The sequence below is a fragment of the Marinimicrobium sp. C2-29 genome (genome assembly GCF_038419845.1).
GTDB lineage: Bacteria > Pseudomonadota > Gammaproteobacteria > Pseudomonadales > Cellvibrionaceae > Marinimicrobium.
In genome coordinates this window covers 96,485-121,911 of record NZ_JBCAQT010000002.1, presented here as the reverse complement: position 1 = coordinate 121,911, position 25,427 = coordinate 96,485, and the positions used below count along the sequence as shown (strand labels likewise).

At 61.8% G+C, this 25,427-nt stretch carries 21 protein-coding genes and 1 tRNA gene; 14 read left to right on the top strand and 8 right to left on the bottom strand.

What is annotated here, in order from left to right; translation table 11 throughout:
- Window positions 1–85 precede the first annotated feature (85 nt).
- Complete coding sequence (locus tag AAE484_RS02470) at window positions 86–364, bottom strand: hypothetical protein (protein ID WP_341936745.1); 279 nt, start codon at window positions 362–364, stop codon at window positions 86–88.
- A 353-nt stretch (window positions 365–717) separates the two neighbouring features.
- Between AAE484_RS02470 and polA the strand changes: the two genes are divergently transcribed.
- Complete coding sequence (gene polA / locus AAE484_RS02465; protein ID WP_341936744.1) at window positions 718–3,468, top strand: DNA polymerase I; 2,751 nt, start codon at window positions 718–720, stop codon at window positions 3,466–3,468.
- A 349-nt stretch (window positions 3,469–3,817) separates the two neighbouring features.
- On the opposite strand, the gene yihA is transcribed toward polA, so the two are convergent.
- A complete protein-coding gene (yihA, locus tag AAE484_RS02460) occupies window positions 3,818–4,459 on the bottom strand; it encodes a ribosome biogenesis GTP-binding protein YihA/YsxC (RefSeq protein WP_341936743.1) in 642 nt (213 codons plus the stop codon).
- Window positions 4,460–4,612: 153 nt separating this feature from the next.
- On the opposite strand from yihA, the gene AAE484_RS02455 reads away from it, so the two are divergent.
- From AAE484_RS02455 to AAE484_RS02420, 8 genes are all read left to right on the top strand, one after another.
- The gene (locus tag AAE484_RS02455; RefSeq protein ID WP_341936742.1) at window positions 4,613–5,299 is read left to right on the top strand and encodes a c-type cytochrome; all 687 of its coding nucleotides are present in this window, start codon (window positions 4,613–4,615) and stop codon (window positions 5,297–5,299) included.
- Between the two features lie 120 nt (window positions 5,300–5,419).
- A complete protein-coding gene (locus AAE484_RS02450; protein ID WP_341936741.1) occupies window positions 5,420–6,058 on the top strand; it encodes a thiol:disulfide interchange protein DsbA/DsbL in 639 nt (212 codons plus the stop codon).
- Window positions 6,059–6,223: 165 nt separating this feature from the next.
- The gene (locus AAE484_RS02445; protein ID WP_341936740.1) at window positions 6,224–7,801 is read left to right on the top strand and encodes a GGDEF domain-containing protein; all 1,578 of its coding nucleotides are present in this window, start codon (window positions 6,224–6,226) and stop codon (window positions 7,799–7,801) included.
- Window positions 7,802–7,907: 106 nt separating this feature from the next.
- Window positions 7,908–8,549, top strand: coding sequence for a methylamine utilization protein (locus tag AAE484_RS02440; RefSeq protein WP_341936739.1), 642 nt, complete (start codon window positions 7,908–7,910; stop codon window positions 8,547–8,549).
- 69 nt (window positions 8,550–8,618) lie between these two features.
- The gene (locus AAE484_RS02435) at window positions 8,619–10,943 is read left to right on the top strand and encodes a putative bifunctional diguanylate cyclase/phosphodiesterase (protein ID WP_341936738.1); all 2,325 of its coding nucleotides are present in this window, start codon (window positions 8,619–8,621) and stop codon (window positions 10,941–10,943) included.
- Window positions 10,940–11,818, top strand: coding sequence for a DUF3034 family protein (locus AAE484_RS02430; protein WP_341936737.1), 879 nt, complete (start codon window positions 10,940–10,942; stop codon window positions 11,816–11,818). Before AAE484_RS02435 ends, AAE484_RS02430 begins: the two co-directional genes overlap by 4 nt.
- A 3-nt stretch (window positions 11,819–11,821) precedes the next feature.
- Window positions 11,822–12,268 carry a group I truncated hemoglobin gene (locus AAE484_RS02425; protein ID WP_341936736.1) on the top strand — a complete coding sequence of 149 codons (447 nt, stop codon included), beginning with the start codon at window positions 11,822–11,824 and terminating at the stop codon, window positions 12,266–12,268.
- Window positions 12,269–12,361: 93 nt separating this feature from the next.
- Window positions 12,362–13,372, top strand: coding sequence for a CobW family GTP-binding protein (locus AAE484_RS02420; protein ID WP_341936735.1), 1,011 nt, complete (start codon window positions 12,362–12,364; stop codon window positions 13,370–13,372).
- Window positions 13,373–13,503: 131 nt separating this feature from the next.
- On the opposite strand, the gene AAE484_RS02415 is transcribed toward AAE484_RS02420, so the two are convergent.
- Window positions 13,504–14,106, bottom strand: a complete 603-nt coding sequence (locus tag AAE484_RS02415) for a DUF3299 domain-containing protein (protein WP_341936734.1) — start codon at window positions 14,104–14,106, stop codon at window positions 13,504–13,506.
- A gap of 38 nt (window positions 14,107–14,144) precedes the next feature.
- On the opposite strand from AAE484_RS02415, the gene AAE484_RS02410 reads away from it, so the two are divergent.
- From AAE484_RS02410 to AAE484_RS02400, 3 genes are all read left to right on the top strand, one after another.
- Window positions 14,145–14,867, top strand: a complete 723-nt coding sequence (locus tag AAE484_RS02410; RefSeq protein WP_341936733.1) for an ABC transporter ATP-binding protein — start codon at window positions 14,145–14,147, stop codon at window positions 14,865–14,867.
- A 1-nt stretch (window position 14,868) separates the two neighbouring features.
- Entirely contained in the window at window positions 14,869–16,167 is a 1,299-nt protein-coding gene (locus AAE484_RS02405) for an ABC transporter permease (protein ID WP_341936732.1), read from the top strand.
- A gap of 375 nt (window positions 16,168–16,542) precedes the next feature.
- The gene (locus tag AAE484_RS02400) at window positions 16,543–18,957 is read left to right on the top strand and encodes an acyl-CoA dehydrogenase (RefSeq protein WP_341936731.1); all 2,415 of its coding nucleotides are present in this window, start codon (window positions 16,543–16,545) and stop codon (window positions 18,955–18,957) included.
- Between the two features lie 184 nt (window positions 18,958–19,141).
- Here the strand turns inward: AAE484_RS02400 and AAE484_RS02395 are convergent, their stop codons facing one another.
- The 5 genes from AAE484_RS02395 to tviB form a co-directional block, all read right to left on the bottom strand.
- Window positions 19,142–19,288, bottom strand: a complete 147-nt coding sequence (locus AAE484_RS02395) for a hypothetical protein (RefSeq protein WP_341936730.1) — start codon at window positions 19,286–19,288, stop codon at window positions 19,142–19,144.
- 132 nt (window positions 19,289–19,420) lie between these two features.
- A tRNA-Arg gene (locus AAE484_RS02390) sits at window positions 19,421–19,497 on the bottom strand.
- Between the two features lie 239 nt (window positions 19,498–19,736).
- Window positions 19,737–20,642, bottom strand: coding sequence for an XrtA system polysaccharide deacetylase (locus AAE484_RS02385; RefSeq protein WP_341936729.1), 906 nt, complete (start codon window positions 20,640–20,642; stop codon window positions 19,737–19,739).
- Window positions 20,643–20,769: 127 nt separating this feature from the next.
- Window positions 20,770–21,777, bottom strand: a complete 1,008-nt coding sequence (locus AAE484_RS02380; RefSeq protein WP_341936728.1) for an NAD-dependent epimerase — start codon at window positions 21,775–21,777, stop codon at window positions 20,770–20,772.
- A 34-nt stretch (window positions 21,778–21,811) separates the two neighbouring features.
- On the bottom strand, window positions 21,812–23,086 hold the full coding sequence (gene tviB / locus AAE484_RS02375) for a Vi polysaccharide biosynthesis UDP-N-acetylglucosamine C-6 dehydrogenase TviB (RefSeq protein WP_341936727.1): 1,275 nt from the start codon (window positions 23,084–23,086) through the stop codon (window positions 21,812–21,814).
- A gap of 259 nt (window positions 23,087–23,345) precedes the next feature.
- On the opposite strand from tviB, the gene AAE484_RS02370 reads away from it, so the two are divergent.
- Window positions 23,346–24,764, top strand: coding sequence for a TIGR03013 family XrtA/PEP-CTERM system glycosyltransferase (locus tag AAE484_RS02370; RefSeq protein WP_341936726.1), 1,419 nt, complete (start codon window positions 23,346–23,348; stop codon window positions 24,762–24,764).
- Between the two features lie 39 nt (window positions 24,765–24,803).
- Window positions 24,804–25,421, top strand: coding sequence for an XrtA/PEP-CTERM system exopolysaccharide export protein (locus tag AAE484_RS02365; RefSeq protein WP_445928821.1), 618 nt, complete (start codon window positions 24,804–24,806; stop codon window positions 25,419–25,421).
- Window positions 25,422–25,427 lie beyond the last annotated feature (6 nt).

Here is a 25,427-nt window from a genome sequence, read left to right as displayed (position 1 = left end):
GGTGACCCGGGCGGGGAGACAAGCGAGGAGAGTAAGAGATTAACGGCCAGAATAAAGCCCACCCGCCGCTCGGGCGGGTTGGGATTTAGAAGTCCGCGTTGAGCTGCTGGTTGAGTTTCTCATCCAACCGGCTGTTCAGTTCGGTATCGACCCTGTCATTCAGTACCTTGGCGCGGTACTCCAGATCCTGCAGGGCGCGTTTCTCGCGCTCGCCATCGGTTTTCTCAGGCAGCTCCCACAGCATTTCCGAGCCGGCCGGAGAGGCCGCGACGGTAATGCTCGGATGAACGTCATTGTTGGCGTCATCGGCCAGTGCGCTCGCGGAAAAAATCAATGTTGCGACTATAAGACCAAGTTTCTTCATGGTTTCGCCCTCCATGGGGTTTCCCCGTTGAGACTGCCCGGCTTGGTGGCGAACAGTCAGTGAGTGTTGCGTTACTTCGTGTTACCTATAGTAACACAATCTTTATTCTAGTCCAGTCCTATTTCAGGTTGATGATGGAAATGTGAGAGTTTTGTTAACCATTCCGCATACTTGGGAGCCGAATTGAAGGTGTTTCGTGAAAAATTGGCGGGTAACACCTCAGTAACAAGTGCGGGGAGAGGCCCAAAAGGGTGGGAAGCCGGTGCCGGGGGTGTTACCCCGGGCTGAATCACCGGCCTGTTTTACGGTATCCTTGTCGGCTCACTTCATCGAACCTCTATATAAGAGATACTATGACGCAGACACCTCCGCTGGTTTTGGTCGACGGCTCCTCCTACCTCTACCGCGCCTATCACGCCCTGCCGCCCCTCAATAATGCCCGGGGCGAACCCACGGGGGCGGTCAAGGGCGTCATCAGCATGTTGCGCCGGCTGCTCAAGGACTATCCGAACAGTCCTGTGGCCGTTATCTTCGATGCCAAGGGCAAAACCTTCCGCGACGAGCTGTTCGCCGAGTACAAATCCCAGCGCCCGCCCATGCCCGACGACCTGCGCCCGCAGGTCGAACCCATCAAGGAGATCGTGCGCGCCATGGGGTTGCCGCTGCTGGTGATCGACGGCGTGGAAGCGGACGATGTCATCGGCACCCTGGCGCGGCAGGCCTCGGAGAAAGGGCGCTCCATGGTGGTGTCCACCGGCGACAAGGACATGGCCCAGCTGGTGAACGACCACATCTCGCTGGTCAATACCATGAACGGGACCTATCTGGACGAGGCCGGCGTGCGCGAGAAGTACGGCTTTGCCCCGCCGCTGATGATCGACTACCTGGCCCTGATGGGCGACAAGTCGGACAATATTCCCGGCGTGCCCGGGGTGGGGGAGAAAACCGCCCGGGCGCTGATCGAGGGGCTGGGCGGCCTGGATACCATCTACGCCGACCTGGAAGCCGTGCGCGAGCTGGGCTTTCGCGGTGCCAGGAAAATGCCCGAAAAGCTCGAAGAGCACCGCGACCAGGCCTACCTCTCCCGGGAGCTGGCCACCATCAAAACCGACGTGGAGCTGGACCTGCGGCCGGAGGACATCAAGGTCGGGGAGCCGGACAACGAGCAGCTGCTGGCCCTGTTCCGGGAGCTGGAGTTCAAAACCTGGGCGGCCGAGCTGGAAGAGAAGGGAGTCGACCCGGCTGCCGCCACTGATGCCAACCCCGGCAGCGATCAGGCGCCCGCCGTGGTGGTGGATACCGACTACGAGACCGTAACCGATCAGAAGCGGCTGGAGCACTGGCTCAAACAGCTGAAACAGTCCGAGCTCTTCGCCTTCGATACCGAAACCACCAGTCTGCATGCCATGGAGGCCCAGATCGTGGGCCTGTCCTTTGCAGTGGAGCCGGGGCAGGCGGCCTATGTCCCGCTGGGTCACGACTACATGGGTGCGCCCGAACAGCTGGACCGGGACGAGGTGCTGGCGCAGATGAAGCCCCTGCTCGAAGACCCGAAACAGGCCAAGGTGGGCCAGAATCTCAAGTACGATCGCAATGTGCTGCGCAACCACGGCATCGATCTGCAGGGCATCGCCTACGACACCATGCTCGAATCCTACGTGCTCAACTCCACCGCGAACCGGCACGATATGGACACTCTGGCGCTGAAGTACCTGGACCACCGCTGCACCTCCTTCGAAGAGATTGCGGGCAAGGGCGCCAAACAGTTGCGCTTCAACCAGATCGCGGTCGAGCAGGCCGCCCCCTACGCGGCCGAAGACGCCGACATTACCCTGCGCCTGCACCGCCACTTCTGGCCGGAGCTGTCCGCCACCCAGTCACTGAAGCAAGTGTTCACTGACCTGGAGATGCCCTTGGTGCCGGTGCTCGCCAACATCGAGCGCAACGGCGCCCTGGTGGACGCCAAGCGTCTGGGCGAGCACAGCCAGGAGCTGGGGACGCGGCTGGCGCAACTGGAGCAGGAGGCGCACGAGATTGCCGGGCGCGCCTTCAACCTGGGCTCCCCCAAGCAGCTGGGCGAGATCCTGTTCGAGGAGCAGCAGCTGCCGGTGGTGAAGAAAACCCCCAAAGGCGCGCCCTCCACCTCCGAAGAGGTATTGCAGGAGCTGGCGCTGGATTACCCGCTGCCCAAGCTGCTCATGGAGTACCGGGGCCTGAGCAAGCTCAAAAGCACCTACACCGACAAGTTGCCCCAGATGATCAACCCGGCCACCGGTCGCATTCACACCTCCTATCATCAGGCGGTGACCGCCACCGGGCGCCTGTCTTCCTCGGACCCGAACCTGCAGAACATTCCCATCCGTACCGAAGAGGGGCGGCGCATCCGCCAGGCGTTTATCGCGCCCGAGGGTTACAAGGTGGTGGCGGCCGACTATTCCCAGATCGAGCTGCGCATCATGGCGCACCTGTCGGAAGACGCCGGCCTGCTGCGCGCCTTCGAACACAACCTGGACGTGCACAAGGCCACCGCCGCCGAGGTATTCGGGGTGGCGCTGGATGACGTCAGCCCGGAAATGCGCCGCCGGGCCAAGGCGATCAACTTCGGCCTGATTTACGGCATGTCTGCCTTCGGCCTGGCCAAGCAGCTGCATGTGGGCCGCCAGGAAGCCCAGGAATACATCGACCGCTACTTCGAGCGCTACCCCGGCGTGCAGCGCTACATGGACAATATACGCGCCCATGCCCACGACAAGGGCTATGTGGAAACCCTCCGGGGCCGGCGCCTCTATCTGCCCGAGATCAACGCGCGCAACGGCAACCTGCGACAGGGCGCCGAGCGCACCGCGATCAATGCGCCCATGCAGGGCACGGCGGCGGACATCATCAAAACCGCCATGATCGAGGTGGATCGCTGGCTACTGGCGGAAAAGCTGGATGCGCGCATCATGATGCAGGTGCACGATGAGCTGGTGCTGGAAGTGGCCGAAGATCAGCTGAAGGCGGTCCAGGAAGGCGTCATCGAGCGCATGTCCCGGGCCGAATCGCTCAAGGTACCGCTACTGGTGGAGGCCGGTGTGGGCGAAAATTGGGATCAGGCCCACTGAGAGTGAACTTCTTCGAAATCGTCGGGTCGGAGTAGGTATGTAAGGTGTTTCATGTGCAACTCCCCTAACTTGTGGCGCCACGCGCCACCTAGGCTACCCGATGTAACTCAGCTACCCCGGCCATTGGCCGGGTTTTTTTTGCCCGTCATTCGGGCGCGGTTCTCGAGGTTTACAAAACTAAACACAAAATAGTGCCGGAAAGGGCAAAGAAGTGGAACTTAGTGAGCGGGGTTGCGTCAGAGTGAGCAAGACGTGTTCATATTGCAGTCTTTCCTCCGTTAACTGACGCCACCCCAAGGGTGTCAGTACTTGAACCCGGTGGTCATCTTGACCACCGGTTTTTTTATGCCTATTCGGCTTCAGCCGCCTCCGGCTCTTCCGGCTCCAACGTCAACCACTCAGTCAACTTCGCCTTCAATTCATCCACCCCTGTGCGCTTGAGCGACGAAAAACACTGGGCCGTGACCAGATCGTCCACGCCGGCCTCCTGCATCTGCTTGCGCACCGCCATCAGGGTGTTGGTGGCGGGGCCGCGCTTGAGCTTGTCCGCCTTGGTCAGCAGGATGTGCACCGGCATCTCCACCTCCACCGCCCAGTTGATCATGGTGGTGTCGAACTCCTGCAGGGGGTGGCGAATATCCATCATCAGCACCATGCCCTGCAGGCACTCGCGCTGCTGCAGGTACTCGGACAGATTGCGCTGCCACTGCTCCTTCATCTCCCGGCCCACCTTGGCGTACCCGTAACCGGGCAGGTCCACCAGGCGCTGGTGCTCGCTCAGGCGAAAGAAGTTGATCAGCTGGGTGCGACCCGGAGTCTTACTGGTGCGGGCCAGCTTGGAGTTGTGCGTCAGCGCGTTGATGGCGCTGGATTTGCCCGCATTGGAGCGCCCGGCAAAGGCCACTTCGGTCCCGCTTTCGGGCGGGCACTCGCGAATGCTCGGGGCGCTCTGGTCGAAACTGGCGCCACGAAAATTGATGTCTGTGGTCATAAAACCCTGCAAAAGCCTGTGTTATCCCATATAATGCGCGGTGCCTGTACGGGCTCCCGGCGCATAGCGTGCGCCCCGGAGGACCGCAGGCGCTGGAGATTGTAGCCCGAATCCGTCCCGGGCCAAACAATAATCGATTTTACAGGTTAGCCAATGAAATATTCAGTACAGCATTTGCTTCTGGCGCTCGGCGCGCTGGTGTTGATTCCTACCGCCGGCGCCGCAGGCGATCCCGAAGCGGGTGCCGACAAGGTGAGCATGTGTGCCGCCTGTCACGGCAGCGATGGCAACAGCCCGGCGCCGAGCTTCCCCAAAATTGCCGACCTGGGTGAGCCCTACCTGCTCAAGCAGCTGCGGGATATCCAGGCCTGGGACCAGGCCGAGGGCGATGCCAAGGCCAGCACCGGACGCGCCGTGCCGCAGATGACCGGCATGCTGCGCAACCTCAGCGACCAGGATCTGCAGGATATCGCCGCTTATTACGACGAGCAGACCCTCCAGTTGACTGGTGCGAGCGAGCTGCAGGTGCAGGTCAACTCCGGGGAGAAAGTCGATGCTCTGGCTTTGGGCGAAAAAATCTACCGGGCTGGCGACATCGAAACCGGCGTTCCCGCCTGTGCCGCCTGTCATGGGCCCGCCGGCGGAGGCAATGAGCCGGCCGGTTACCCCCGACTGGGCGGGCAGTATCCCGAGTACATTGCCTCTCAGCTGCGTGCTTTCCGCGCCGGCGACCGGACCAATGATGGCGAGCAGATGACCATGCGCCTGTCGGCCAAGCATCTGAGCGATGCCGAAATCGAAGCCGTGGCCAATTACATCGGGGGCCTGACTGATAACTGATCGCTGGTTTCTAATGACAGCACGGTGGTAGTCTCAGCGGCCGCAGGAACTAACCGGCTCCCGAGTGGCTCTTAGTCACTCAACCGTTTATCGAATAACCGCGAATAACTGGAGAACGCTATGCGCATTTTGTTAGGAGCCCTCGCTCTGAGTCTGTCACTGGCCTCAGTGGCCCAGGAAGAGGCCCCGAGCCAGAGTTTTGAGGAAGGGGAACACTACGAAAAGCTGGCCGAGCCCGTGCCCACCAGCGCTCCCGATAAAATCGAGGTGGTGGAGGTGTTTGCCTATACCTGCGGCCACTGCTTCAACTTCGAGCCGCTGATTCGCGCCTGGAAAAAAGAGCAGAAGGACGATGTGGAAGTGGTGCAGGTGCCCGCCATGTGGAACAACGCCATGGAAGTCTACGCCCGCGGCTTCTACACCGCCAAGGCGCTGAACCTGCTGGACGAAGTGCACATGCCGGTGTTCACCGCGCTGCATCAGGAAGGCAAGCAGTTCCGCAGCGCCGAGCAGTGGGCCGATTTCCTCGCCAGCTACGGCGCTGACAAGGAAAAGGCGCTCAAGACCTTCAACTCCTTTGGCGTGACCAGCCAGGTGCGCCAGGCCGACTCGAAGGTGCGTGGCTACAAGATCACCGGCACGCCCGAAATGGTGGTGGACGGTCAGTACCGGGTCAGCTCGCGTATGACCGGCAGCCACAGCAACATGCTGCGGGTGGTCGATTACCTGGTCGAGCAGATCCGCGCCGACGAGCTCTGATCGCGCCGTACACGCCTGTCGTATCACCCGAACGCCCGCTTCCCAAGCGGGCGTTTTTTTGTGGCCAATGAAAATTCCGACGACAGCCATAAGAGGCTACCGAAACCGGCACTAAGGGCTATACTGAGGTCTGTTGCGCCATACCCGAATTGATTGGAAGCGTTTATGACCAACCGACTGCCAGAAGACAGCGATACCTGGCGAGAGAAATACCTCAATGCGCTGGACGTCCAGGAGGCCCTGGAGCGCAGCAGCGAAGAGCAGTATCAACGACTGCGGCGCGCGATCGTCCAGCTGAGTATCGTCGCCGACGGCCAGGACGCACAGCTGGATGAAGTGCTCGATGAGCTGCGCCGGGCCCTGCGCAGCGACGCCGGTATGGAGCGGTTGACCGAGCTTACCGACCAGTTGAACGAACGGGTTCACGAGTCTGAGCAGCACCGGGAGCAGGCCAACGCCGAGATTGTCGAGGCCATCACCACCCTGGTGAATCAGCTGCAGAGCCTGGGGCCGCCCCGGGAGACGAAGAAGGAGCTGAGCCACTACCTCAACCGGCTCCCCATGCGCAGCCAGAAATTCAGCCTGTTTCCCGCCCTGTTGCACCAGCTGGCGCAGCTGCAGCACCAGGTGATCGAGCAGACGCGCGAGAAGCGGCCCGGCCTGCTGGGGCGCTGGCGCGGCGAGAGTCAGGAATCGGGGGCCGGGGCGGCCCTGCAGAGCGACGTCAACCAGTCCCTCGAAAGCCTCCTGGGCGCCATTAACACCGAATACCTGGAGACCTCCAGCCTGGCCGGATTGCAGGAGCGGCTTCATCGTGGCCTGAAGCAGGATGAGCTGCCCGCCTTTCTGGAGGAGGTCCGCGACCTGATCATGCACGCCTGGCTCGCGGCCAACCGCGTGTTCGCCAGCTACCTGAACTCCGTCAACAACGAATTGGCGGACATTTCCCGGATTGTCACCGGCGCCGTCAATACCGAAGCCGACCGTACCCGCGCCAGTCGCACCCTGCATGATGATCTGACCGAACGCTGCCAGTCACTGGCGGGCAGTGTCGACGAGGCCGGGGACCTGCAGGAGCTCAAATCCCGGGTGTCCAGCCAGCTGGGTCAGATCCGCAACACCCTCACCCAGTATCAGCAGAGCGAAGCGCAGAGCACACCACTGACCGAACAACTGGAGCAGCTGGTCAATCGGGTGCAGACCATGGAGAAGGAGGCCGAAGAGAATCGCGCCAGTCTGAGCCAGCATCGGCACAAGGCCCTGCACGACCCTCTGACACAGCTGCCCAACCGGGAAGCCTACGAAGAGCGCCTGGCGCTGGAAGTGGCGCGCTGGCAGCGCTACGGCCACCCCCTGACGCTGGCGGTGTGCGATGTCGACAACTTCAAGCGTATCAACGACCGGTTCGGGCACCTGGCCGGTGACCGGGTGCTCAAGGTCATTACCCGGGCGATCGGTCGCCGCCTGCGCGAAGTGGACTTTTTCGGCCGCTATGGCGGCGAGGAGTTCGTACTGCTGATGCCCGACACCAGTGCTGCCAGTGCCCTGGGCGTGCTGGATGATGTGCGCACCGCCCTGGCCGATACCGCCTTCCACTATCGCAAGGAGCCGCTGACCATCACCGTCTCGATCGGCATTTCCGAGTTCCGGGAGGGGGACAGCGCGGATCAGGTATTCGGGCGGGCCGACCAGGCACTCTATTCGGCCAAAGCAGCGGGTCGCAATCAGTGTCAAATAGGCTAGAATAGTGATTCATGCGCCATCGACAAGGCTTTGCCGACACCAAATAAGAGGCTTCACCGGCACCAAAATAGTCTCGGTGAGAAATTTCGCGACAATGAGGTCGTCCATGTTCCCGATCAAAGCGGGTCTTTGCGCCCTGGGGTTGCTGTTGCCCGCCCTGAGTCTGGCCGCCGAGCTGACGGTTGAAGTCCGGGGGCCGGAGGGCCAGGCGCTCGAGCATGCGGTCGCCGCCCTGCTATCAGAGGCTGATGACAGCGACCGGCCCGAGGCGGTCATGGACCAGCGCGACCGGCAGTTTGCCCCCTACGTGCTGGCGGTGCGCACCAATACCCTGGTGCGCTTCCCCAACAGCGATGATATCCGCCATCACGTCTACTCCTTTTCGCCGGCCAAGCGCTTCGAGTTGCGCCTCTACCACGGCAGTACCGCGGAGCCGGTCCTGTTTGATCAGGCGGGCAAGGTCTCGCTGGGCTGTAATATCCACGATGCCATGCTGGGCTACATTTATGTGGTCGACAGCCAGTGGTACGACGTGTCCGATTCAGACGGTCGAGCCGTGTTGGCCGATATTCCCGCCGGCGACTACGACCTGCAGATTCAACACCCCCGTCTGGCGGAGCCACTGGTTCAACGTATCAGCCTCGCGGCCGATGACACCCTGAACGAAACCATCGAACTGGAAGCGCTGGGGCCCGACCCCCGGGCGCGCGAGCCCGAGTCGGACTTGCAGCGCCTGTTCGACCGCTGACGGATAAAGGCCCTCTGATGAGAACCGAATCTTGATTGACTGGAGCCCACTCACCGATGCGTTGTACTGATGCGCCGTAGCTATCTCGCCAAGGTGTTGCTCTCCCTGCTGGGCCTGGTGGTACTGGTGGAGCTCGCCTCCTATGCCACCACCCGTCTGGTGGTGCGCGACAGCGTAGCCGACAACGCCCGCCGCGAGCTGCTGCGCGGCGGCGAGGTGTTTGCCCAGCTGATGCAGGCGCGGGCCGAACAGCTGTCGCTCTCGGTGCAGGTCCTGACCGATGACTTCGGCTTCAAGGAGGCCGTGGCCCTGGCCGATGAGGGCACCCTGCGCTCGGCGCTGGAGAATCACGCCGCGCGCATCGAGGCCGATATTGCGCTGGTGACCAACCTCGACGGCGAACTGGTGGCCAGCACCCACGCGCTGGCGCCCGAGAGCCGCGAGCACCTGGCGCGCCGCACCGATGTTTCCGGTCGCGCCAGTGCCCACAGCTCCCTGATGATCGATGGCCGGCCCTATCAGTTTGTGGTCTCCGCCGTGCGCGCCCCCGAGCCCATCGGCGTGGCGGGCCTGGGGTTTGAAATCGACAACCAGCTCACCCGCGACCTAAAGCGTCTGACCGGGCTGGATATCTCGTTTGTCAGTCTGGACGCTGGCGATGAACGCTATCTGAGCGGCACTCTGGCCGAGGAGGCCCGGGAGCCGCTGCTGCAGAAGTTGCGCGAGCAGCAACCCGCGCCGGAGCAGGTGGTCACCTCCGATGACACCATGACCCTGTTGCTGCCCGTGGCCCAGGAGCCAACCTCCATGGCGGCGGTGCTGCAGGTCCCGCTGGAGCAGGTGATGGCACCGTTTGACCGGCTCAATGGCCAGCTGCTGTGGGTCGTGTTCGGTTTCTCATTGCTGGCGGCGGCGCTGGCCTTTCTGCTGGCGCGCAGCGTCACCCGACCGGTGCGGGCGCTGGCGGATGTGGCCCGGCGCATGGCGAGCGGCTACTACGACACCCAGGTACCGGTCACCTCCCGCGACGAGCTGGGGGAGCTGGCCCAGGGCTTCACCAAAATGCAGACCGCCATCTCCGAGCGCGAGCAGCAGATTCTTTACCAGGCCCAGCACGATCGCCTGACCGGATTGGTCAATCGCAGCCAACTGTTTCCCGAGATGGAGTCGGTGATCGAGCGCGCCAAGTGGACCGAGAGCCGCTTTGCCCTGCTGGTGATCGATGTCGACAACTTTACCCGGGTCAACGACGCTCTCAGTCCCGAGATCGGCGATCAGGTGCTGGCGGAAGTGGCCCGCCGGCTGGCGGCCGAGACCGATACCGACGATATTGCCGCCCGCCTGGGCAGCGATGAATTTGCCCTGGTGCTCTGGGAGGCGGATACCGAGCGCGCCGTGTCGGCCGCCGAAACGCTGCTGGCCCGTTTCGCCGACGACATCCATCTGGAGGATCTGAACCTGGGGGTGGATCTGAATATCGGGCTGGTCGTCTACCCGGACCACGGCGCCGAGCCCGAGACGCTGCTGCGCCGGGCCAATCTGGCACTGGGTCAGGCCCGTCTGTCGCAGCAGCGCATTACCGTCTACCAGGCCGGCTGGGACGAGCGCCATCTGCGCCGCCTGGCCCTCTTTGGCGAATTCAGGCAGGCCCTGGAAGAAGATCAGATCAGCCTCAACTATCAGCCCAAACTCTGGCTGGATGGGAGCGGCCACCGCGGGGCCGAGGCACTGGTGCGCTGGCATCATCCGGAACTGGGCTCCATCAATCCGGAGGAGTTTGTGGCCGTGGCCGAAAGCACCGGCCAGATCGGGCTGCTGACCCGCTGGGTACTGAAAGCCGCCATCAAGGACGCCGCCCCCTGGCCCGACGATACCAGCCTGGCGGTGAACCTCTCGGCGCTCGATCTGCTGGATGACGACCTGCCCGACTACATTGACCAATGCCTGCGGGAGGCGGGCATGAGCGCCGGGCGCCTGTGCCTGGAAATCACCGAAAGCGCGATCATGCGCGAGGCGGACAAGAGCCTGAACAACCTGGAGCGACTGCGCGAGTTGGGCCTCAGTCTTTCCATTGATGATTTCGGGACCGGCTACTCCTCCCTGTCGCAACTGAAAAAACTGCCGGTCTCCGAGCTCAAAATCGACAAGTCCTTTATTCTGAATCTGGACCGGAGCGAGGACGACCAGCTGATCGTCCGCTCCACCATCGAACTGGGACATACCCTGGGCCTGCAGATCACGGCGGAGGGGGTGGAGAGCCAGGCCATTGAGGCGCTGCTGGAGGCCTATGGCTGCGACCGGGTGCAGGGCTTTTACTACAGCCGGCCCGTCCCCCTGGCGGAGTTTCTCGAATGGCTCAACGACAACCACCGGATGAAGGCACACGCACGATGAGACTGACGACTGCGACCTGCGCCCTGGCGTGGATGCTGGTAGCGATGGGGCTGAGCCCGGGCGCCAGTGCCGACACCGGGCGCAGCCAACTGCTGGCCACCGGTGGTGTCAGTACCCTGGAGGGCTCGGCGGGCGGCGGTATCGTACCCATGGCGGTACTCTCCGGTTACGGTACCCGTGAGGAGCAGGGCGGCGCCGCCTTTGCCAGCCATGTGCACACCCCTGAGTATCGGCTGAGCGTCGCGGGCGGCAGTTGGAGCTGGCGCAACCGGCTGGAAGTCTCCCTGACCGAACAGCGGCTGTCCCATCAACCGCTATCCAATCGGCTGGGTGTGGGGCAAGACAGCATCCGCCAGAGCGTCATCGGCGCCAAGGTCCGGTTGTTGGGGGATCTGATCTACACGCCCTGGCCCCAGGTCAGCCTGGGCGTGCAGCACAAAAAGAATCACGACTTCTTCGTTCCTTCGGCCGCTGGCGCGAAGGACGACTCCGGCACCGACGTTTACGTGAGCGCCACCAAACTGGTGCTGGCCGGGGCGGCCGGGCGCAATCTGCTGCTCAATGCCACCCTCCGCTCCACCAAGGCCAATCAGCTCGGGCTGGTGGGCTTCGGGGGCGACCTGAACGACAGCGCCGAGCTGATGGGCGAAGCCTCTGTCGGGGTGTTTCTCAATCGGCACTGGTTGCTGGGCGCCGAGTACCGGCAGAAGCCGGACAACCTCTCGTTCATTTCAGAAGACGATTGGCATACCGCCTTTGTCGCCTGGTTTCCCAACAAACAGCTGTCGCTGGTGGGCGCCTATGTCGACCTGGGTGAAGTCGCCACCTTTCCCGACCAGCGCGGCTGGTACCTTTCGCTGCAGGGGAGTTTTTAATCGATGACGCTATCCAGAAATCTGACCCGACTGTTGGCCCTGGGCACACTGCTCCTGGCTGGCTGCGGCACGCTCAATTCCGCGTCCGAGAGCAAGCCCAACCTCTATCAGCAGCTTGGGGGCGAGTCGGGCGTCGAGGCCATCGTCTACGATATGATCGTGCGCATCGCCGATGACGAGCGGGTAGTGGAGCGGTTCCACAATGTCGACATCGCCCGCTTCCAGCAGGGGCTGGAAACCTATATCTGCAGCGTCAGCAACGGCCCCTGCGAGTACACCGGCGAGTCCATGCAGGTGGTCCACGCGGGCCACAACTACACCGACACCGAGTTCAATACCATCGTCGAGCTCTTGATCGAGGCCATGGAAGCTCAGGAGGTTCCGGTCGCCGCGCAGAACCGCCTGTTGGCCCAACTGGCGCCGGATTACAGCGATATCGTCTACCAGTAGCCAATCCAGCGTTTTCGGTGAATCGTCCACTTGCCGGTAATGGGGATTGGCGTACACTGCCGGGTCCGTATCCCGAATGGAGTCTGACCGGCCGTGAGTGAATCATCCAACAGTACCCCCAAAAGCGTCCCGACCAATATCCTGACCGGCTTTCTGGGGGTGGGTAAAACCACCGCCATCCAGCACCTGCTGCGCACCAAACCCAAAGACGAAACCTGGGCGGTACTGGTCAACGAATTCGGTGAAGTCGGCATCGACGGGGCGCTGCTCCGTGACGGTGGCGCCCGGGTGCGCGAAGTGCCCGGCGGCTGCATCTGTTGCGTGGCGGGGCTGCCCATGACCGTGGCGCTGAACCAGCTGCTGGGGCGCGAGCGCCCGGACCGGTTGCTGATCGAACCCACCGGCCTGGGTCATCCCGCCCAGATCATCGATACGCTTACAGGGCCTTTTTACCAGGCGGTGCTGGACCTGCGCGCCACCGTCACTCTGATCGACCCGCGCAAGCTGGCGGACGAACGTTACACCGAAAACACCAACTTTCGCGACCAGATCGCCGTGGCCGATGTGCTCATCGCCAACAAGGCTGACCTCTGCGCGCCGGAAGACTGGCAGCGTTTTGCCCGGCTGGAGGCAGACGCCGAGCCGCCCAAGGCCCGGGTGGAGCGAGTAGAGCAGGGTCAGATTGACCCGGCCTGGCTGGATTACCCGCGCCTTGAACGCCCGCTGCACGATCGTCACTTTCATCGTGAGCCGCGTCTGCAGGCGCCGCCCGTGGCGCAGCTGATGGCGCTGCCGGAGGGGGAGCCGATGGTGCGCCGGGAGAATCGGGGGCAGGACTATTACAGCAGCGGCTGGGTGTTCACCCCTGACTGGGAGTTTGACTTCAATGGCCTGTTCAACTGGCTCAATGGCGTGACCGCGGAGCGGGTCAAGGCGGTGATGATCACCGATGAGGGCATTTTCAGCTTCAATATCAGCGAGCAGGTGGTCACCGTCAACGAGCTGGATGAAACCCCCGACAGCCGGATCGAGTTGATCGACCCGGCGCCCATTGAGGCGGAACAAATAGAACAGGAGTTGCGGGCCTTGGTGGTCAATGCCTGACCCGGTTGGGAAAGGTGGGCGGAGCCCACCCTACATAGGCCGCTAACCCGTAGGGTGGGCTCCGCCCACCACCCACCACGGGTCGCTACAACTCGCGTTGGGTGGGCTCCGCCCACCGCAAACCCGGGTCGCTACTCCTCATACTCCACAATCTCCCCGGCATCCATGGAATAAACCGCCAACGCCGTCTCATTTTCCACGGTTTCAATGTTGAGCGTGCCGGTCACCCAATAGGGCGTATACAATTCATCCAGCTGCAACCCCTCCGGGTAACGCACAAAAATGATCTGGTTGGGCGGCGGGGGCGGCACATGAATACAGGCGCCGAAGTAGGGCACCAGGAAGAACTCGCTGATGTTCATTTCGTCATCGAACTCCAGCGGCACCACAAAGCCGGCGAGCCGAACCTCGGTGTCATCGAATTCCGGCCGGGTCTGGGTGGATTCCAGAGCATCCTCCCAGGTGCGCTCCTTCATGGCCTGAGCAATGGCATTTTCGACATCGCCCGCCAGGTCGCGATTCCCGGCGCGCAGGCCCCGGGAGGGCGGGTCCTGGGCCAGCTCCTCGTCGCTCATGTCGCCGTGATCCGTGACGGGCATGGTTTCAAGCAGGCGCAGATCCTCCTCGGACATCAGATCCGTCCACTCAATGGTGAGCGGGGAATCCGCGCCCGCACTTGTGGTCCACACAAGACTGAGGCTGAATAGCACAACCGATACAATTTTCCAGGGCATTTCCAGTCGACTCCAACAACATCTATAAATTGGCACTTATGCACACAGACAACACCAACACCGCATCCTCACCCGCAATCGAGCTGAGCGACCTGCAGTTTTCCTGGTCAAGCGGCGGCGGGCCCCTGCTCGATATTCCCCGGTTGACTCTGGCGCGCGGCGAGCGCGTCTTTCTGTACGGCCCCTCGGGCTCGGGCAAAACCAGCCTGCTCAATCTGCTGGCGGGCGTCAGTCTGCCTCAGAAGGGACAGGTGCAACTGCTGGGGCAGAATCTCTCCAGCCTGTCCGACCGCCAGCGCGACCGCTTTCGCGCCCGCCACATCGGTGTTGTGTTCCAGCAGTTTAACCTGATTCCCTACCTGAGCGTGCAGGACAACATCGAACTGGCCGCCCACTTCGCCCGGTTGGAGCAGAAAAGGCCCGAGCTTCACCGGCGCACCCGCGAGCTGCTCGCCGCCCTGGGTCTGTCGGCGGAGCTGGCCGGACGCCCGGCCAGCCAACTGAGCATGGGCCAGCAACAGCGCGTGGCCGTCGCCCGGGCCCTGATCACCCGCCCGGAAATCCTGCTGGCGGACGAGCCCAGCTCGGCCCTGGATACCGACACCCGCAACGCCTTCATGCAATTGCTGCTCGCCCAGGCCGAAGCGAGCGACTGTACCCTGGTGTTTGTCAGTCATGACCGCAGCCTGGCCAAGCACTTTGACCGCCAGCTCCACATGCGCGAGCTGACCCCCAGCCCGGTAGCCGGGGAGGTGGCCTGATATGTTACTCAAACTCGCCCGCCTCAGTCTCTGGAACCGCCGCAGCACCGCACTGCTCACCCTGGTCTCGCTCAGCCTGAGTGTCGCCCTGCTGATCGGCATCGACCACCTGCGCCACCAGGCCCGGGACAGCTTCCAGCAGACCCTCTCCGGCACCGACCTGATCGTCGGCCCACGCGGGGGCCAGACCAACCTGCTGCTCACGACCGTGTTTCAGATGGGCAATCCCACCAACAGCCTGAGCCCCGACAGCTACCGGATGCTGGCCGAGCACCCCATGGTGGACTGGGCTGTCCCCATCGCTCTGGGCGATACCCTCAAGGGCTTTCCCGTCTTCGCTACCCACTGGTCCTATTTTGAACACTACCGCTACGGCCAGCGCCAGCCCCTGAGCTTCGCCGAAGGCCGTCCTTTTGCCGCGAGCAGCGACCGGGAGGTGGTGCTGGGCGCGGCCGTGGCGAAAGAACTTGGCTACGAGCTGGGCGACGACATCGTCATTGCCCACGGCAGCGCCGGCGTCAGCTTTACCCACCATGACGACCACCCCATGACCGTCGTCGGCCTGCTCGAACCCACCGGCACCCCCGTCGACCGTCGGGTGCACATGACCCTCAAAGCCATGGAAGCCCTGCACAACGATGAGGGCCACGATAGCCACGACAGCCACTCCCCGGACGAACACGCCCACGATCACAACGACCACAGTGAGCACTCACACGCCGGCGAAGCGCAGGCCGAGGCGGTACCCGGCAACATCAACGCCGTACTCCTCGGCCTCAAAAGCCGACCGGCCGTGTTCGGGCTCCAGCGCGACATCAACCAATACCGCGAAGAACCCATGACCGCTCTCATCCCGGGCGTCGCCCTCACCGAACTCTGGCAACTGCTGGGCGTGGCGGAAAACCTCCTCTACCTCATCAGCTTCCTCGTCCTGCTCGCCACCCTCGCCGGCATGATGACCATGCTCCTCGCCTCCATGGGCGAACGAAGACGAGAACTGGCCATCCTGCGCACCGTCGGCGCCAGCGGCCTCACCCTCTTCTGGCTGATCGAACTGGAAGTGCTGCTGCTCACAATCTTCAGCCTCGCCACCGGCCTGCTACTGCTGACCGCCAGCCTCGCCATCGCCCAACCCTGGCTGGCCACAGAATTTGGATTATTCATCGCCATTAATCCAATCAGCGCACAGACCGCGTACCTCCTGGCAGGCATACTCGGCCTGGCGGCACTGATGGGCCTGGTACCAGCCATCAGCGCCTACCGCCGAGCACTGGCGGAAGGCTTGAACCCGAGGCTGTGATAAGGGAAAAGTTGCTACGAAGTGCAAGGCTCGCTGCGAGGTATCCTGGTCCAGTACCGTAAGCCGTGCAAACTGCACCAATCGGTACAAAGGGCTTGGGCAAGGGACTCGGAAACCTTCGACGACAGGATGTCGGCGCAGAGCCCCCAGGGAAGGGTTTACGGCGTGTTTCCGAGTCCCTTGCCCAAGGCCTGCCCCAGAACTCGACAAGTACGTGGAGCGCGCTTTGGACCAGGATACCTCGCAGCGGGCCGTGGTCTAATCCAGGCACAAATCAGCTACAAATAGTCCCCAAGAGCACACCAAATTACGCTATTGTTAGGAAAGCGAGGGCCCGAGACCAACCCTCCTGAACAGACACCAAGGGAGAAATCTATGTTATTGCTGTCACTCATACTACTACTGGGCGTCATCGGCACCGTCATCTACCGGCGCATACCGCTGCCCCTGGGCTCCGCCGCCGTTGCCCTCGCCTGGTACATCCTCGGCTACCTCTCGCCGGTGCTCTGGTCCCTCTGGCTCGTCATCCCCCTGGCCGCCATACTCATCATCCTCAACGTCCCGCTGGTGCGTCGCCCCCTGCTATCCAAACCCGTGTTCAAAATCCTGGGCAAAGCCATGCCCAGCATGAGCGTCACCGAACGCGAAGCCATGGAAGCCGGCACCACCTGGTGGGAAAAAGACCTCTTCAGCGGCCGGCCCGACTGGCACCAGTTTGCCCAGATCAACCTGCCGCAAATGAGCGACGAGGAACAATCCTTCCTCGACAACGAAGTCAACGAACTCTGCGCCATGCTCGATGAATACGAAATTCATCACCACCTCAAAGACCTGCCCGAACCGGCGTGGCAATACCTCAAAGACAAAGGCTTCCTGGGGCTGATCATCCCCAAAGAATACGGCGGGCTCGAATTCAGCCCCTACGCCCAGAGCCGCATCGTGGGCAAAATCGCCAGCCGCTCGGCCACCGCCGCCGTCAGCGCCATGGTGCCCAACTCATTGGGCCCGGGCGAACTGCTGATGAAATACGGCACCGACGAGCAGAAACAGCGCTGGTTACCCGGCCTGGCCGACGGCACCGAGATTCCCTGCTTCGGCCTCACCGGCCCGGAAGCCGGCTCCGACGCCGGCTCCATCCCCGACACCGGCATCGTGTGCAAAGGCGAGTTTGAAGGCAAAGAAGTCATCGGCCTGCGGCTCAACTTCAGCAAACGCTGGATCACCCTGGCCCCCATCGCCACGGTCGTGGGCCTGGCGTTCAAACTGCACGACCCCGACGGCCTGCTGGGCGACAGCAGCAAATCCGATTACGGCATTACCTGTGCCCTCTTGCCCGCCAACCATCCGGGGATCGAAATCGGCCGGCGCCACCATCCCGGCTCGCCCTTCATGAACGGGCCGATCAAGGGCCAGGACGTATTCATCCCCGTGGACTGGATCATTGGCGGCGCCCCCATGGCCGGCAAAGGTTGGCGCATGCTGATCGAGTGCCTGGGCGCCGGCCGCGGTATCTCACTGCCCGCGCTGGCCACCGCCAGCGGCGAAATGCTCTATCGCAATGTGGGCGCCTATGCGCGCATCCGGCGGCAGTTCAATATGGAAGTGGGCAAGTTCGAAGGGGTGCAGGAGGCCACAGCTGAAATCGCCTCCTACGCCTACACGCTCGAGGCCATGCGCCAGCTGGTGACCAAGGGGCTGGAGAACGGCGCGCCCTCGGTCATGACCTCCATGGCCAAGTACCACGCCACCGAAATGATGCGTGTTGTGGTCAACCACAGCATGGACGTCGTGGGTGGCCGGGCCATCCAGCACGGGCCGCGTAACTTTCTTGCGCTGCCTTACCAGAGCGTGCCGGTGGCGATCACCGTGGAAGGGGCGAACATTCTGACGCGCTCACTGATGATCTTCGGCCAGGGCGCCATGCGTTGTCACCCCTACCTGTTCGACGAACTTCAGGCCATTCAGGCCGAAGATCAGGAGCAGGGTCTGAAAGATTTCGACAAGCTGTTCATTCACCACCTGGGCCATGTGTTCAGCAACAGCCTGCGCACCAAGATACTGGGCATCACCCGCGCCCGCTTCAGCTCGGTACCGGAAAACGCCGATGAGTTCAGCCGTCGCTGGTACCAGCGTATCAACCTGCTGAGCGCGGCCCTGGCCGTGACTTCTGATGTGGCCCTGGCGGTTCTGGGCGGCGACCTCAAGCGGCGCGAGCTGCTCTCTGCCCGCCTGGGGGATGTGCACAGCCAGCTGTTCATCGCCTGCGCCATTTTGAAGTACCACTCGACTCACTCGCGCACGCCGGAGGAGGACGCGCACGCCGAGTACGCCGTGCGCCACGCGCTCTTCACCGCTCAGGAGGCGCTGTACAACTTCTACAGCAACTTCCCCCTGAAGACCCTGGCATGCATGATCAAATGGATGGCGTTTCCGCTGGGCCGGATTCTGCACCGGCCGGATGACGACTCCATCCGCGAGCTGGGTGGGCTGATCATGGAAGACAACGCCGTGCGCAAGCAGTTTGCGCCCTACGTCTACGAAAGCGACGACCCGGAAGACGCCACCGGTCGGGTGGAAACCACCTACCAGATGCTGCTGTCACTGGAGCCGAGCTGGAGCACCTTCATCCGCGCCCAGGCCAAGGGTGAGGTGACGGGTGAAACCATGAACGAGCGCCTGCACGACGCGGCCGAGAAAGGCCTGATCCGGGAGGCGGATATACCGCGCCTGAAAGCCTACGACGAGCGCCGGTACGACTGCATCCTCACCGACGCCTTCGATAAGCTCTAGCAGAGGGGGCAAAGTTTACGGCGGATGCGCTTGACGCTTATCCGCCCTACGTAGACCACCGAGGTACCTGTAGGGCGGATAAGCGTCAAGCGCATCCGCCTTTCCAGAACCACAACCTTCCGTAGGGCGGGTCGGTCCGACGTTTCGGAGCGTCAAGCGCATCCGCCAAAACCCAACCAACCCCTCACTCCACCTCCTCCCCAGCCTCCATACAAACCTCATAATCCTCCCTGGACTCATGCTGATTACAGAAATAATGATCCGGCCCCAGGGTGCTCGTGCACCCGGAGATCAATAACAGGACAAAGAAGGTGGTGATGGTGGTTTTCATAGGGCTCCTCATCTGAGCAAAAGACTCAGGCCCTATAGTCTACTCCGAAATGAGCAGACACAAAAAAGCCCGCGATGAGCGGGCTTCTTTAATGTTTGGCGCACCTCGTAGGGCGAGCACCAACATAGTATATGGCGCACCTGGCAGGATTTGAACCTGCGACCAACGGCTTCGGAAACCGCTACTCTATCCAACTGAGCTACAGGTGCGTGAACTGTTTTTCTGGCGGATGCGCTTACAGCTTATCCGCCCTACGGATAGCACGGTGGTTGCGTAGGGCGGATCGGTCCGACGTATCGGAGCGTCAAGCGCATCCGCCATTCCGGGGCCAACCTTGCGTAGGGCGGATAAGCCTAAGGCGCATCCGCCGAACCTACGGGCCAACGCCCGAAGAGGGCGCGATTTTACAGATAATGACCCCGCCCGTCTATCCATACTTGCCCATCAATCACGACGCCGTGCTCGCTTTCTCCCCGGCCATCTCCCGCAGATCCAGGGTCTTCTCGATTTCCGCGGTGCCCAGGCTCTGGCTCATGGTGCCGAAGGGGAAGTCGGCAATCATGCGCTCCAGGCGCGGCAGGCAGCGGTGCAGGTTGGTGTAATGGCGAAAGCGCGAGAACCAGCTGAGGTTGGGCACTCGCGGCTGGTCCGGGTCAATCTCCCAGGGGTGCAGGTAAAAAATCTGGGGTTTGGTACCGCCGTCGCTGGCGCGCTGGAACAGCCAGCGGGACAGCGCATAGGGATACTGGCGGAAGTAACCGCCACCCGCCGCCGGCACCGCCTGGCCCAGCACCTTGGCGGTGGTGAGCGGAAACTCGGTGAGCGTGGCGCCGCTGGTGGTGATGATCTTGTAGGGCTCCTCCGGGCTGCCGGGGATGCCGTAATTGTCGTGCCGCGTGGGGAAAATGCTGGAATCCCAGGTAAAGCCCAGCTCGGCCAGAATATCCAGTGCCCAGAGCGACTGTTTGGTGATCGAGTAGCTCGCGGCCCGGTAGCCGGTGATGGGCTCCCCGGTGATCTCTTCCAGAATCTGCTTGGAGCGGGCGGTCTCCTCGCGGAAGACCTCAGGCGTCTGGGTGTAGATCAATCGGTGGCTGTAGCCGTGGGAGGCGATTTCATGGCCCTGGGCCTGAATCCGCTTGACCAGCTCCGGGTGGCGCTCGGCCACCCAGCCCAGAATGAAAAAGGTGATCTTGATGTTGGCCTCATCGAACAGCTGCAGCAACCGGTCGGTATTGGCCTCCACCCGCGAGGGCCACTTTTCCCAGTCGTCGCGGCTGACGCCTTCGGCCAGTGCCTGGACCTGGTAGTAGTCCTCGACATCGACGGTCATTGCATGAGTAACAGAAGCCATTGAAGTACCTTTTTTGCAGACGGCGGATGCGCCTTAGGCTTATCCGCCCTACGCAACCTCCGTGCCATCCGTAGGGCGGATAAGCGTCAAGCGCATCCGCCACAACCAAAACCACTAAACCTTATACCTAGACTTTGTAATAATCCCGATACCACTCCACAAAATTCTCAATCCCGGTCTCGATCGGCGTGGTGGGCTTGTAATCCACATCCTCAATCAAAGCATCGACATCGGCAAAGGTATCCGGCACATCGCCGGGCTGCATGGGCAGCAGATTCTTCTCCGCCTTCTTGCCCAGGCAGTTCTCCAATACCTCAATGTAGCGCATCAGCTCCACCGGGTTGTTGCTGCCGATGTTGTACAGCCGGTAGGGCGCCTTGGAGGTGGCCGGGTCCGGGCTGTCGCCGTCCCAGTCCGGGTTGGTCGGGGCCGGGTGGTCCAGGGTGCGGATCACACCCTCCACAATGTCATCAATGTAGGTGAAATCCCGGCGGTGATTGCCGTAATTGAACACATCGATGGGCTCGCCCGCCAGAATCTTTTTGGTGAAGATGAACAGCGCCATGTCCGGCCGGCCCCAGGGGCCATAGACGGTGAAAAACCGCAGGCCGGTGGTGGGAATGCCGAACAGGTGGCTGTAGGTATGGGCCATCAGCTCATTGGACTTCTTGCTGGCGGCGTACAGGCTCACCGGGTGATCCACATTGTTGTGCACCGAGAAGGGCATGGCGGTGTTGGCGCCGTACACAGAGCTGCTCGAGGCGTACACCAGGTGCTCGGTACCGAAGTGCCGGCAGGCCTCCAGAATATTGATGAAGCCGGTGATGTTGCTGTCGATGTAGGCCTGGGGGTTGATCAGCGAGTAGCGCACCCCGGCCTGGGCCGCGAGGTTCACCACCCGGTCCGGCTTGTGTTCCTTGAAAATGGTGTCGATCGCGGCCTTGTCTTCAATGTTGGCGCGAACATCGGTAAAGGCTTCGTGGTTGGCAATGCGGGCCAGGCGGGCCTTCTTGACGTTTACATCGTAGTAGTCGTTGAGGTTGTCCACCCCGATCACCTCGTCGCCGCGTTCGAGCAGGCGCAGGGCCAGGTGGTTGCCAATAAAGCCGGCGGTGCCGGTCACTAAAACTTTCATGTTGGGGTCCTGTTGTTGAGTGAGCGGGGGTGGGCTACAGCCGACCGTCCACCCGGTCTTTCGGCAGAATGTGTTTTACATCGAACAGTACATGGTTGTCCCGGCCGAGCTGGCGGATGGCGTCCACGCCCATCGCCCGGAACTCATTGTGGCCCACGCACAGAATGATCGCATCGTAGTGGCCCGTCCTGGGCTCCGTGACCACCTTGAGGCCGTATTCGTGCTCCGCCTCCTCGGGGTCGATCCAGGGGTCGTACACATCGATATTGGCATGGTAGTCCTGCAGCTCCCCGATGATATCCACCACCCGGGTGTTGCGCAGGTCCGGGCAGTTTTCCTTGAAGGCCAGGCCCATGACCAGAATGTTGGCATCCACCACATGGGTTTTGCGCTGGGTCATCAGCTTGACCACCGAGCTGGCGATAAAGTGGCCCATGCCATCGTTGATGCGCCGCCCGGACAGGATCACTTCCGGGTTGTAACCCACCTGTTGCGCCTTGTGGGTCAGGTAGTAGGGGTCCACGCTGATGCAGTGGCCGCCCACCAGCCCGGGCCGGAAGGGCAGGAAGTTCCACTTGGTGCCCGCCGCTTCGAGCACTTCCATCGTGTCGATGCCCAGGCGGCTGAAAATCAGCGACAATTCATTGATCAGGGCAATGTTGATGTCCCGCTGGGTGTTCTCGATCACCTTGGCCGCCTCGGCCACCTTGATGCTGCTGGCCTTGTGGGTCCCGACGGTGACAATGCGCCCGTACAGTGCGTCGATATAGTCCGCCGCTTCCGGGGTGGAGCCGGAGGTGATCTTGGTGATGTTGTGGACCCGGTGTTCCTTATCGCCCGGGTTGATCCGCTCTGGGCTGTAGCCGGCAAAGAAGTCGCGGTTGAACACCAGACCCGAGCCCTGCTCGATAATGGGCACGCAGACCTCTTCGGTGCACCCCGGGAACACGGTGGACTCGAAAATGACAATGCTGTTTTTACCGATCACGCGCCCGAGCAGGGCCGAGGCCTTTTCCAGTGGCGTCAGGTCCGGTTGTTTGCTTTCGGTAATGGGGGTGGGCACGGTCACGATGTACACATCGCAACCCTTGATGTCGGCCTCATCGGAAGTGAAGCTCAAGTGCTCGGCGGCCGCCAATTCTTCGGCGTTCAATTCGCGGGTGTGGTCGCGACCGGCTCCCAGCTCGCTGATGCGCTTGGGGTTGATGTCAAAACCCAGGGTTCGGGTCTGTTTGCCAAATTCGGCCGCGAGCGGCAGACCGACATAGCCCAGACCGATAATGCACAGCGTCGGTTCGCTAGCAAACATAGGGAAGCTTTCCTTAGTGGTAGTATGGGGTTAAACGCGCCAAACCTCGTCGCAAATGCCGGCAGAGCAAGCGTTGATCAGCACTCAATTTACCATATTTATGTGCACGGAGGCGAAAAAGCGGGAAGGCCGTTCGAGTGTCGAAAATCTTGTCACCCGGGCGGTCAAATTAGCGTCGTCAGTGGTCGAGAACTGGGCGCGAAAACCGCTATAATGCGAGCCTAGATCGATCGTCCACTTACCCCTCAAGGACCCGGGTTTGTCATATATAAGGCTGAATAAACACTACATCCATTTGCCCTATCTGTTTCTGGGTATTATTGAGCTGGGTCTGCTGGCTCTGGCCGCCTGGTTTGCCGAACGCTGGCATAAGGTGATGAGCGAATCCGCCAGCCAGTGGGTCTCGGCCCCCGAGCAATGGACATCCGTGGCCCTGTTTTCGGTCGTACTCAGCTGCTGCACCCTGTCGATGGGGGTCTATATCGCCCTGGTGCGGGAAGGCTACTCCAGCATGGTCCTGCGCACCCTGGTGAGCTTTTTTCTGCTGGGCAGCCTGGCGCTGTTTGTGCTCAACATGGTCCTTGGGGGTGAGCTGCTCGCCCAGGGCGTGATTTTCTGGGGAGTGCTCTTCTCCACCGTGCTGGTGCTGATCTCGCGCTGGTTCTTCATGATGCTGGTCGACACCGCCGAGCTCAAGCGCCGGGTTGTGATCTACGGGGCCGGTCAGCGCGCCCAGACACTGCTGGAGAACCTGGAGCCGGAGAAAGATCTGGTGGGGGTTCAGGTGGTAGGCTGTATTCCCAGCGGCTCCGAGCCGGTGGCGGTGGATCAAAGCCTGGTGTTGCCAACGCCGAGCGATTGGGTCCGGTTTGTCAAAAGCCAGACTATTTCCGAAATCGTGGTGGCCCCCGATGAGCGGCGCCAGCGCGATGGTGGAGTTTTTCCCCTGGACGAGCTGATTGACTGTAAGCTGGTGGGCGTGCCCACCAGTGATGCACTGGGTTTTTGCGAGCGCGAGCTGGGGAAGATCGACATCACCCTGCTCAAGCCGGGCTGGATGCTGTTCTCCGACGGCTTCAAATACTCCAAGCGGCGCAACATTGCCAAACGGGTGTTTGATCTGGGGCTGGCGGGCCTGTTCGTGTTGCTGCTCTGGCCGTTCATGTTGCTGACCGCCCTGGCGGTCTTCCTCGACGGCGGCCGGCCGGTGTTTTATCACCAGGACCGGACCGGCCTTAACGGCAAGAGCTTCCGGATCTACAAGTTTCGCAGCATGCGCCAGGATGCCGAGAAAGAGGGCAAGGCGGTCTGGGCCCAGAAAAATGATGCCCGGGTCACCCGGGTGGGCGCGTTCATCCGTAATACCCGGTTGGACGAACTGCCCCAGTTGTACAATGTCTTAAAAGGCGAGATGAGTTTTGTGGGGCCACGGCCGGAGCGGCCGGAATTTGTGGCCGATCTGGGCGAGCAGATCCCCTTCTATCACACCCGGCACAAGGTCAAGCCCGGTCTGATGGGGTGGGCCCAGCTAAAATACCCCTACGGCGCCTCGGTAGAAGACGCCAGGAACAAGTTACAGTACGATCTGTATTACACCAAGAATCACAGCTTCCTGATGGATATGCTGATCATGATTCAAACCGTGGAAATTGTACTCCTGGGTAAAGGGGTACACTAAAACCACCCCGGATTGAAGGAGTTAGAGGGCGTGAATAGAATGACATGGCTTTTCGGAAAAGGCCGTTTTATCGGTCTGGCTTTACTTGTCCTGCTGGCAGGCTGCTCCAGCAAACCCATTACTCCACCCCCGACCAACATGGGCGTCCTGGATGAATACCAGATCGGGGTGGGGGATACCCTGCGTATCAACGTCTGGCGCAACGAAGAGCTCTCCAGCGATGTTCCGGTGCGGCCCGATGGCAAAATCTCGCTGCCGCTGGTGGGCGATGTCACTGCGGCGGGGCTGACGGCCCGGGAGCTGTCGACCAACCTGACCGAGGCGCTCACCGAGTACATTCGCAGCCCCCAGGTGACGGTCATCGTGACCAACGCGAGTAGCTCCGACTTCCAGCGCCGGGTGCGGATTACCGGGGCGGTGCAGAGTCCCCAGTCCGTGGCTTATCGCGAGGGCATGACGGTGCTGGATCTGGTGCTGATGGCGGGCGGGACCAACGAATTCGCCTCGGCCAACAAGGCCAAGCTGTACCGCAAGGTGGAGGGGGAGCTGAATGTCTACCCCATTCATCTTGATGACCTGATCGAAAAGGGCAAAGTGGAGACCAATTACCCACTGCAGCCCTCCGACATTGTGACTGTGCCTGAGCGCGCGTTTTAAACCGGA

Excerpts from the sequence above, each read along its gene's own strand:
- AAE484_RS02455 (WP_341936742.1), top strand. The coding sequence starts at position 4,613 with ATGAAATATTCAGTACAGCATTTGCTTCTGGCGCTCGGCGCGCTGGTG.
- AAE484_RS02470 (WP_341936745.1), bottom strand. The coding sequence starts at position 364 with ATGAAGAAACTTGGTCTTATAGTCGCAACATTGATTTTTTCCGCGAGC.
- AAE484_RS02395 (WP_341936730.1), bottom strand. The coding sequence starts at position 19,288 with ATGAAAACCACCATCACCACCTTCTTTGTCCTGTTATTGATCTCCGGG.
- AAE484_RS02400 (WP_341936731.1), top strand. The coding sequence starts at position 16,543 with ATGTTATTGCTGTCACTCATACTACTACTGGGCGTCATCGGCACCGTC.
- AAE484_RS02410 (WP_341936733.1), top strand. The coding sequence starts at position 14,145 with ATGCACACAGACAACACCAACACCGCATCCTCACCCGCAATCGAGCTG.
- AAE484_RS02425 (WP_341936736.1), top strand. The coding sequence starts at position 11,822 with ATGACGCTATCCAGAAATCTGACCCGACTGTTGGCCCTGGGCACACTG.
- tviB (WP_341936727.1), bottom strand. The coding sequence starts at position 23,086 with ATGTTTGCTAGCGAACCGACGCTGTGCATTATCGGTCTGGGCTATGTC.
- AAE484_RS02365 (WP_445928821.1), top strand. The coding sequence starts at position 24,804 with ATGACATGGCTTTTCGGAAAAGGCCGTTTTATCGGTCTGGCTTTACTT.
- AAE484_RS02440 (WP_341936739.1), top strand. The coding sequence starts at position 7,908 with ATGTTCCCGATCAAAGCGGGTCTTTGCGCCCTGGGGTTGCTGTTGCCC.
- AAE484_RS02380 (WP_341936728.1), bottom strand. The coding sequence starts at position 21,777 with ATGAAAGTTTTAGTGACCGGCACCGCCGGCTTTATTGGCAACCACCTG.
- yihA (WP_341936743.1), bottom strand. The coding sequence starts at position 4,459 with ATGACCACAGACATCAATTTTCGTGGCGCCAGTTTCGACCAGAGCGCC.
- AAE484_RS02415 (WP_341936734.1), bottom strand. The coding sequence starts at position 14,106 with ATGCCCTGGAAAATTGTATCGGTTGTGCTATTCAGCCTCAGTCTTGTG.
- AAE484_RS02450 (WP_341936741.1), top strand. The coding sequence starts at position 5,420 with ATGCGCATTTTGTTAGGAGCCCTCGCTCTGAGTCTGTCACTGGCCTCA.
- AAE484_RS02430 (WP_341936737.1), top strand. The coding sequence starts at position 10,940 with ATGAGACTGACGACTGCGACCTGCGCCCTGGCGTGGATGCTGGTAGCG.
- AAE484_RS02445 (WP_341936740.1), top strand. The coding sequence starts at position 6,224 with ATGACCAACCGACTGCCAGAAGACAGCGATACCTGGCGAGAGAAATAC.
- polA (WP_341936744.1), top strand. The coding sequence starts at position 718 with ATGACGCAGACACCTCCGCTGGTTTTGGTCGACGGCTCCTCCTACCTC.
- AAE484_RS02405 (WP_341936732.1), top strand. The coding sequence starts at position 14,869 with ATGTTACTCAAACTCGCCCGCCTCAGTCTCTGGAACCGCCGCAGCACC.
- AAE484_RS02385 (WP_341936729.1), bottom strand. The coding sequence starts at position 20,642 with ATGGCTTCTGTTACTCATGCAATGACCGTCGATGTCGAGGACTACTAC.
- AAE484_RS02435 (WP_341936738.1), top strand. The coding sequence starts at position 8,619 with ATGCGCCGTAGCTATCTCGCCAAGGTGTTGCTCTCCCTGCTGGGCCTG.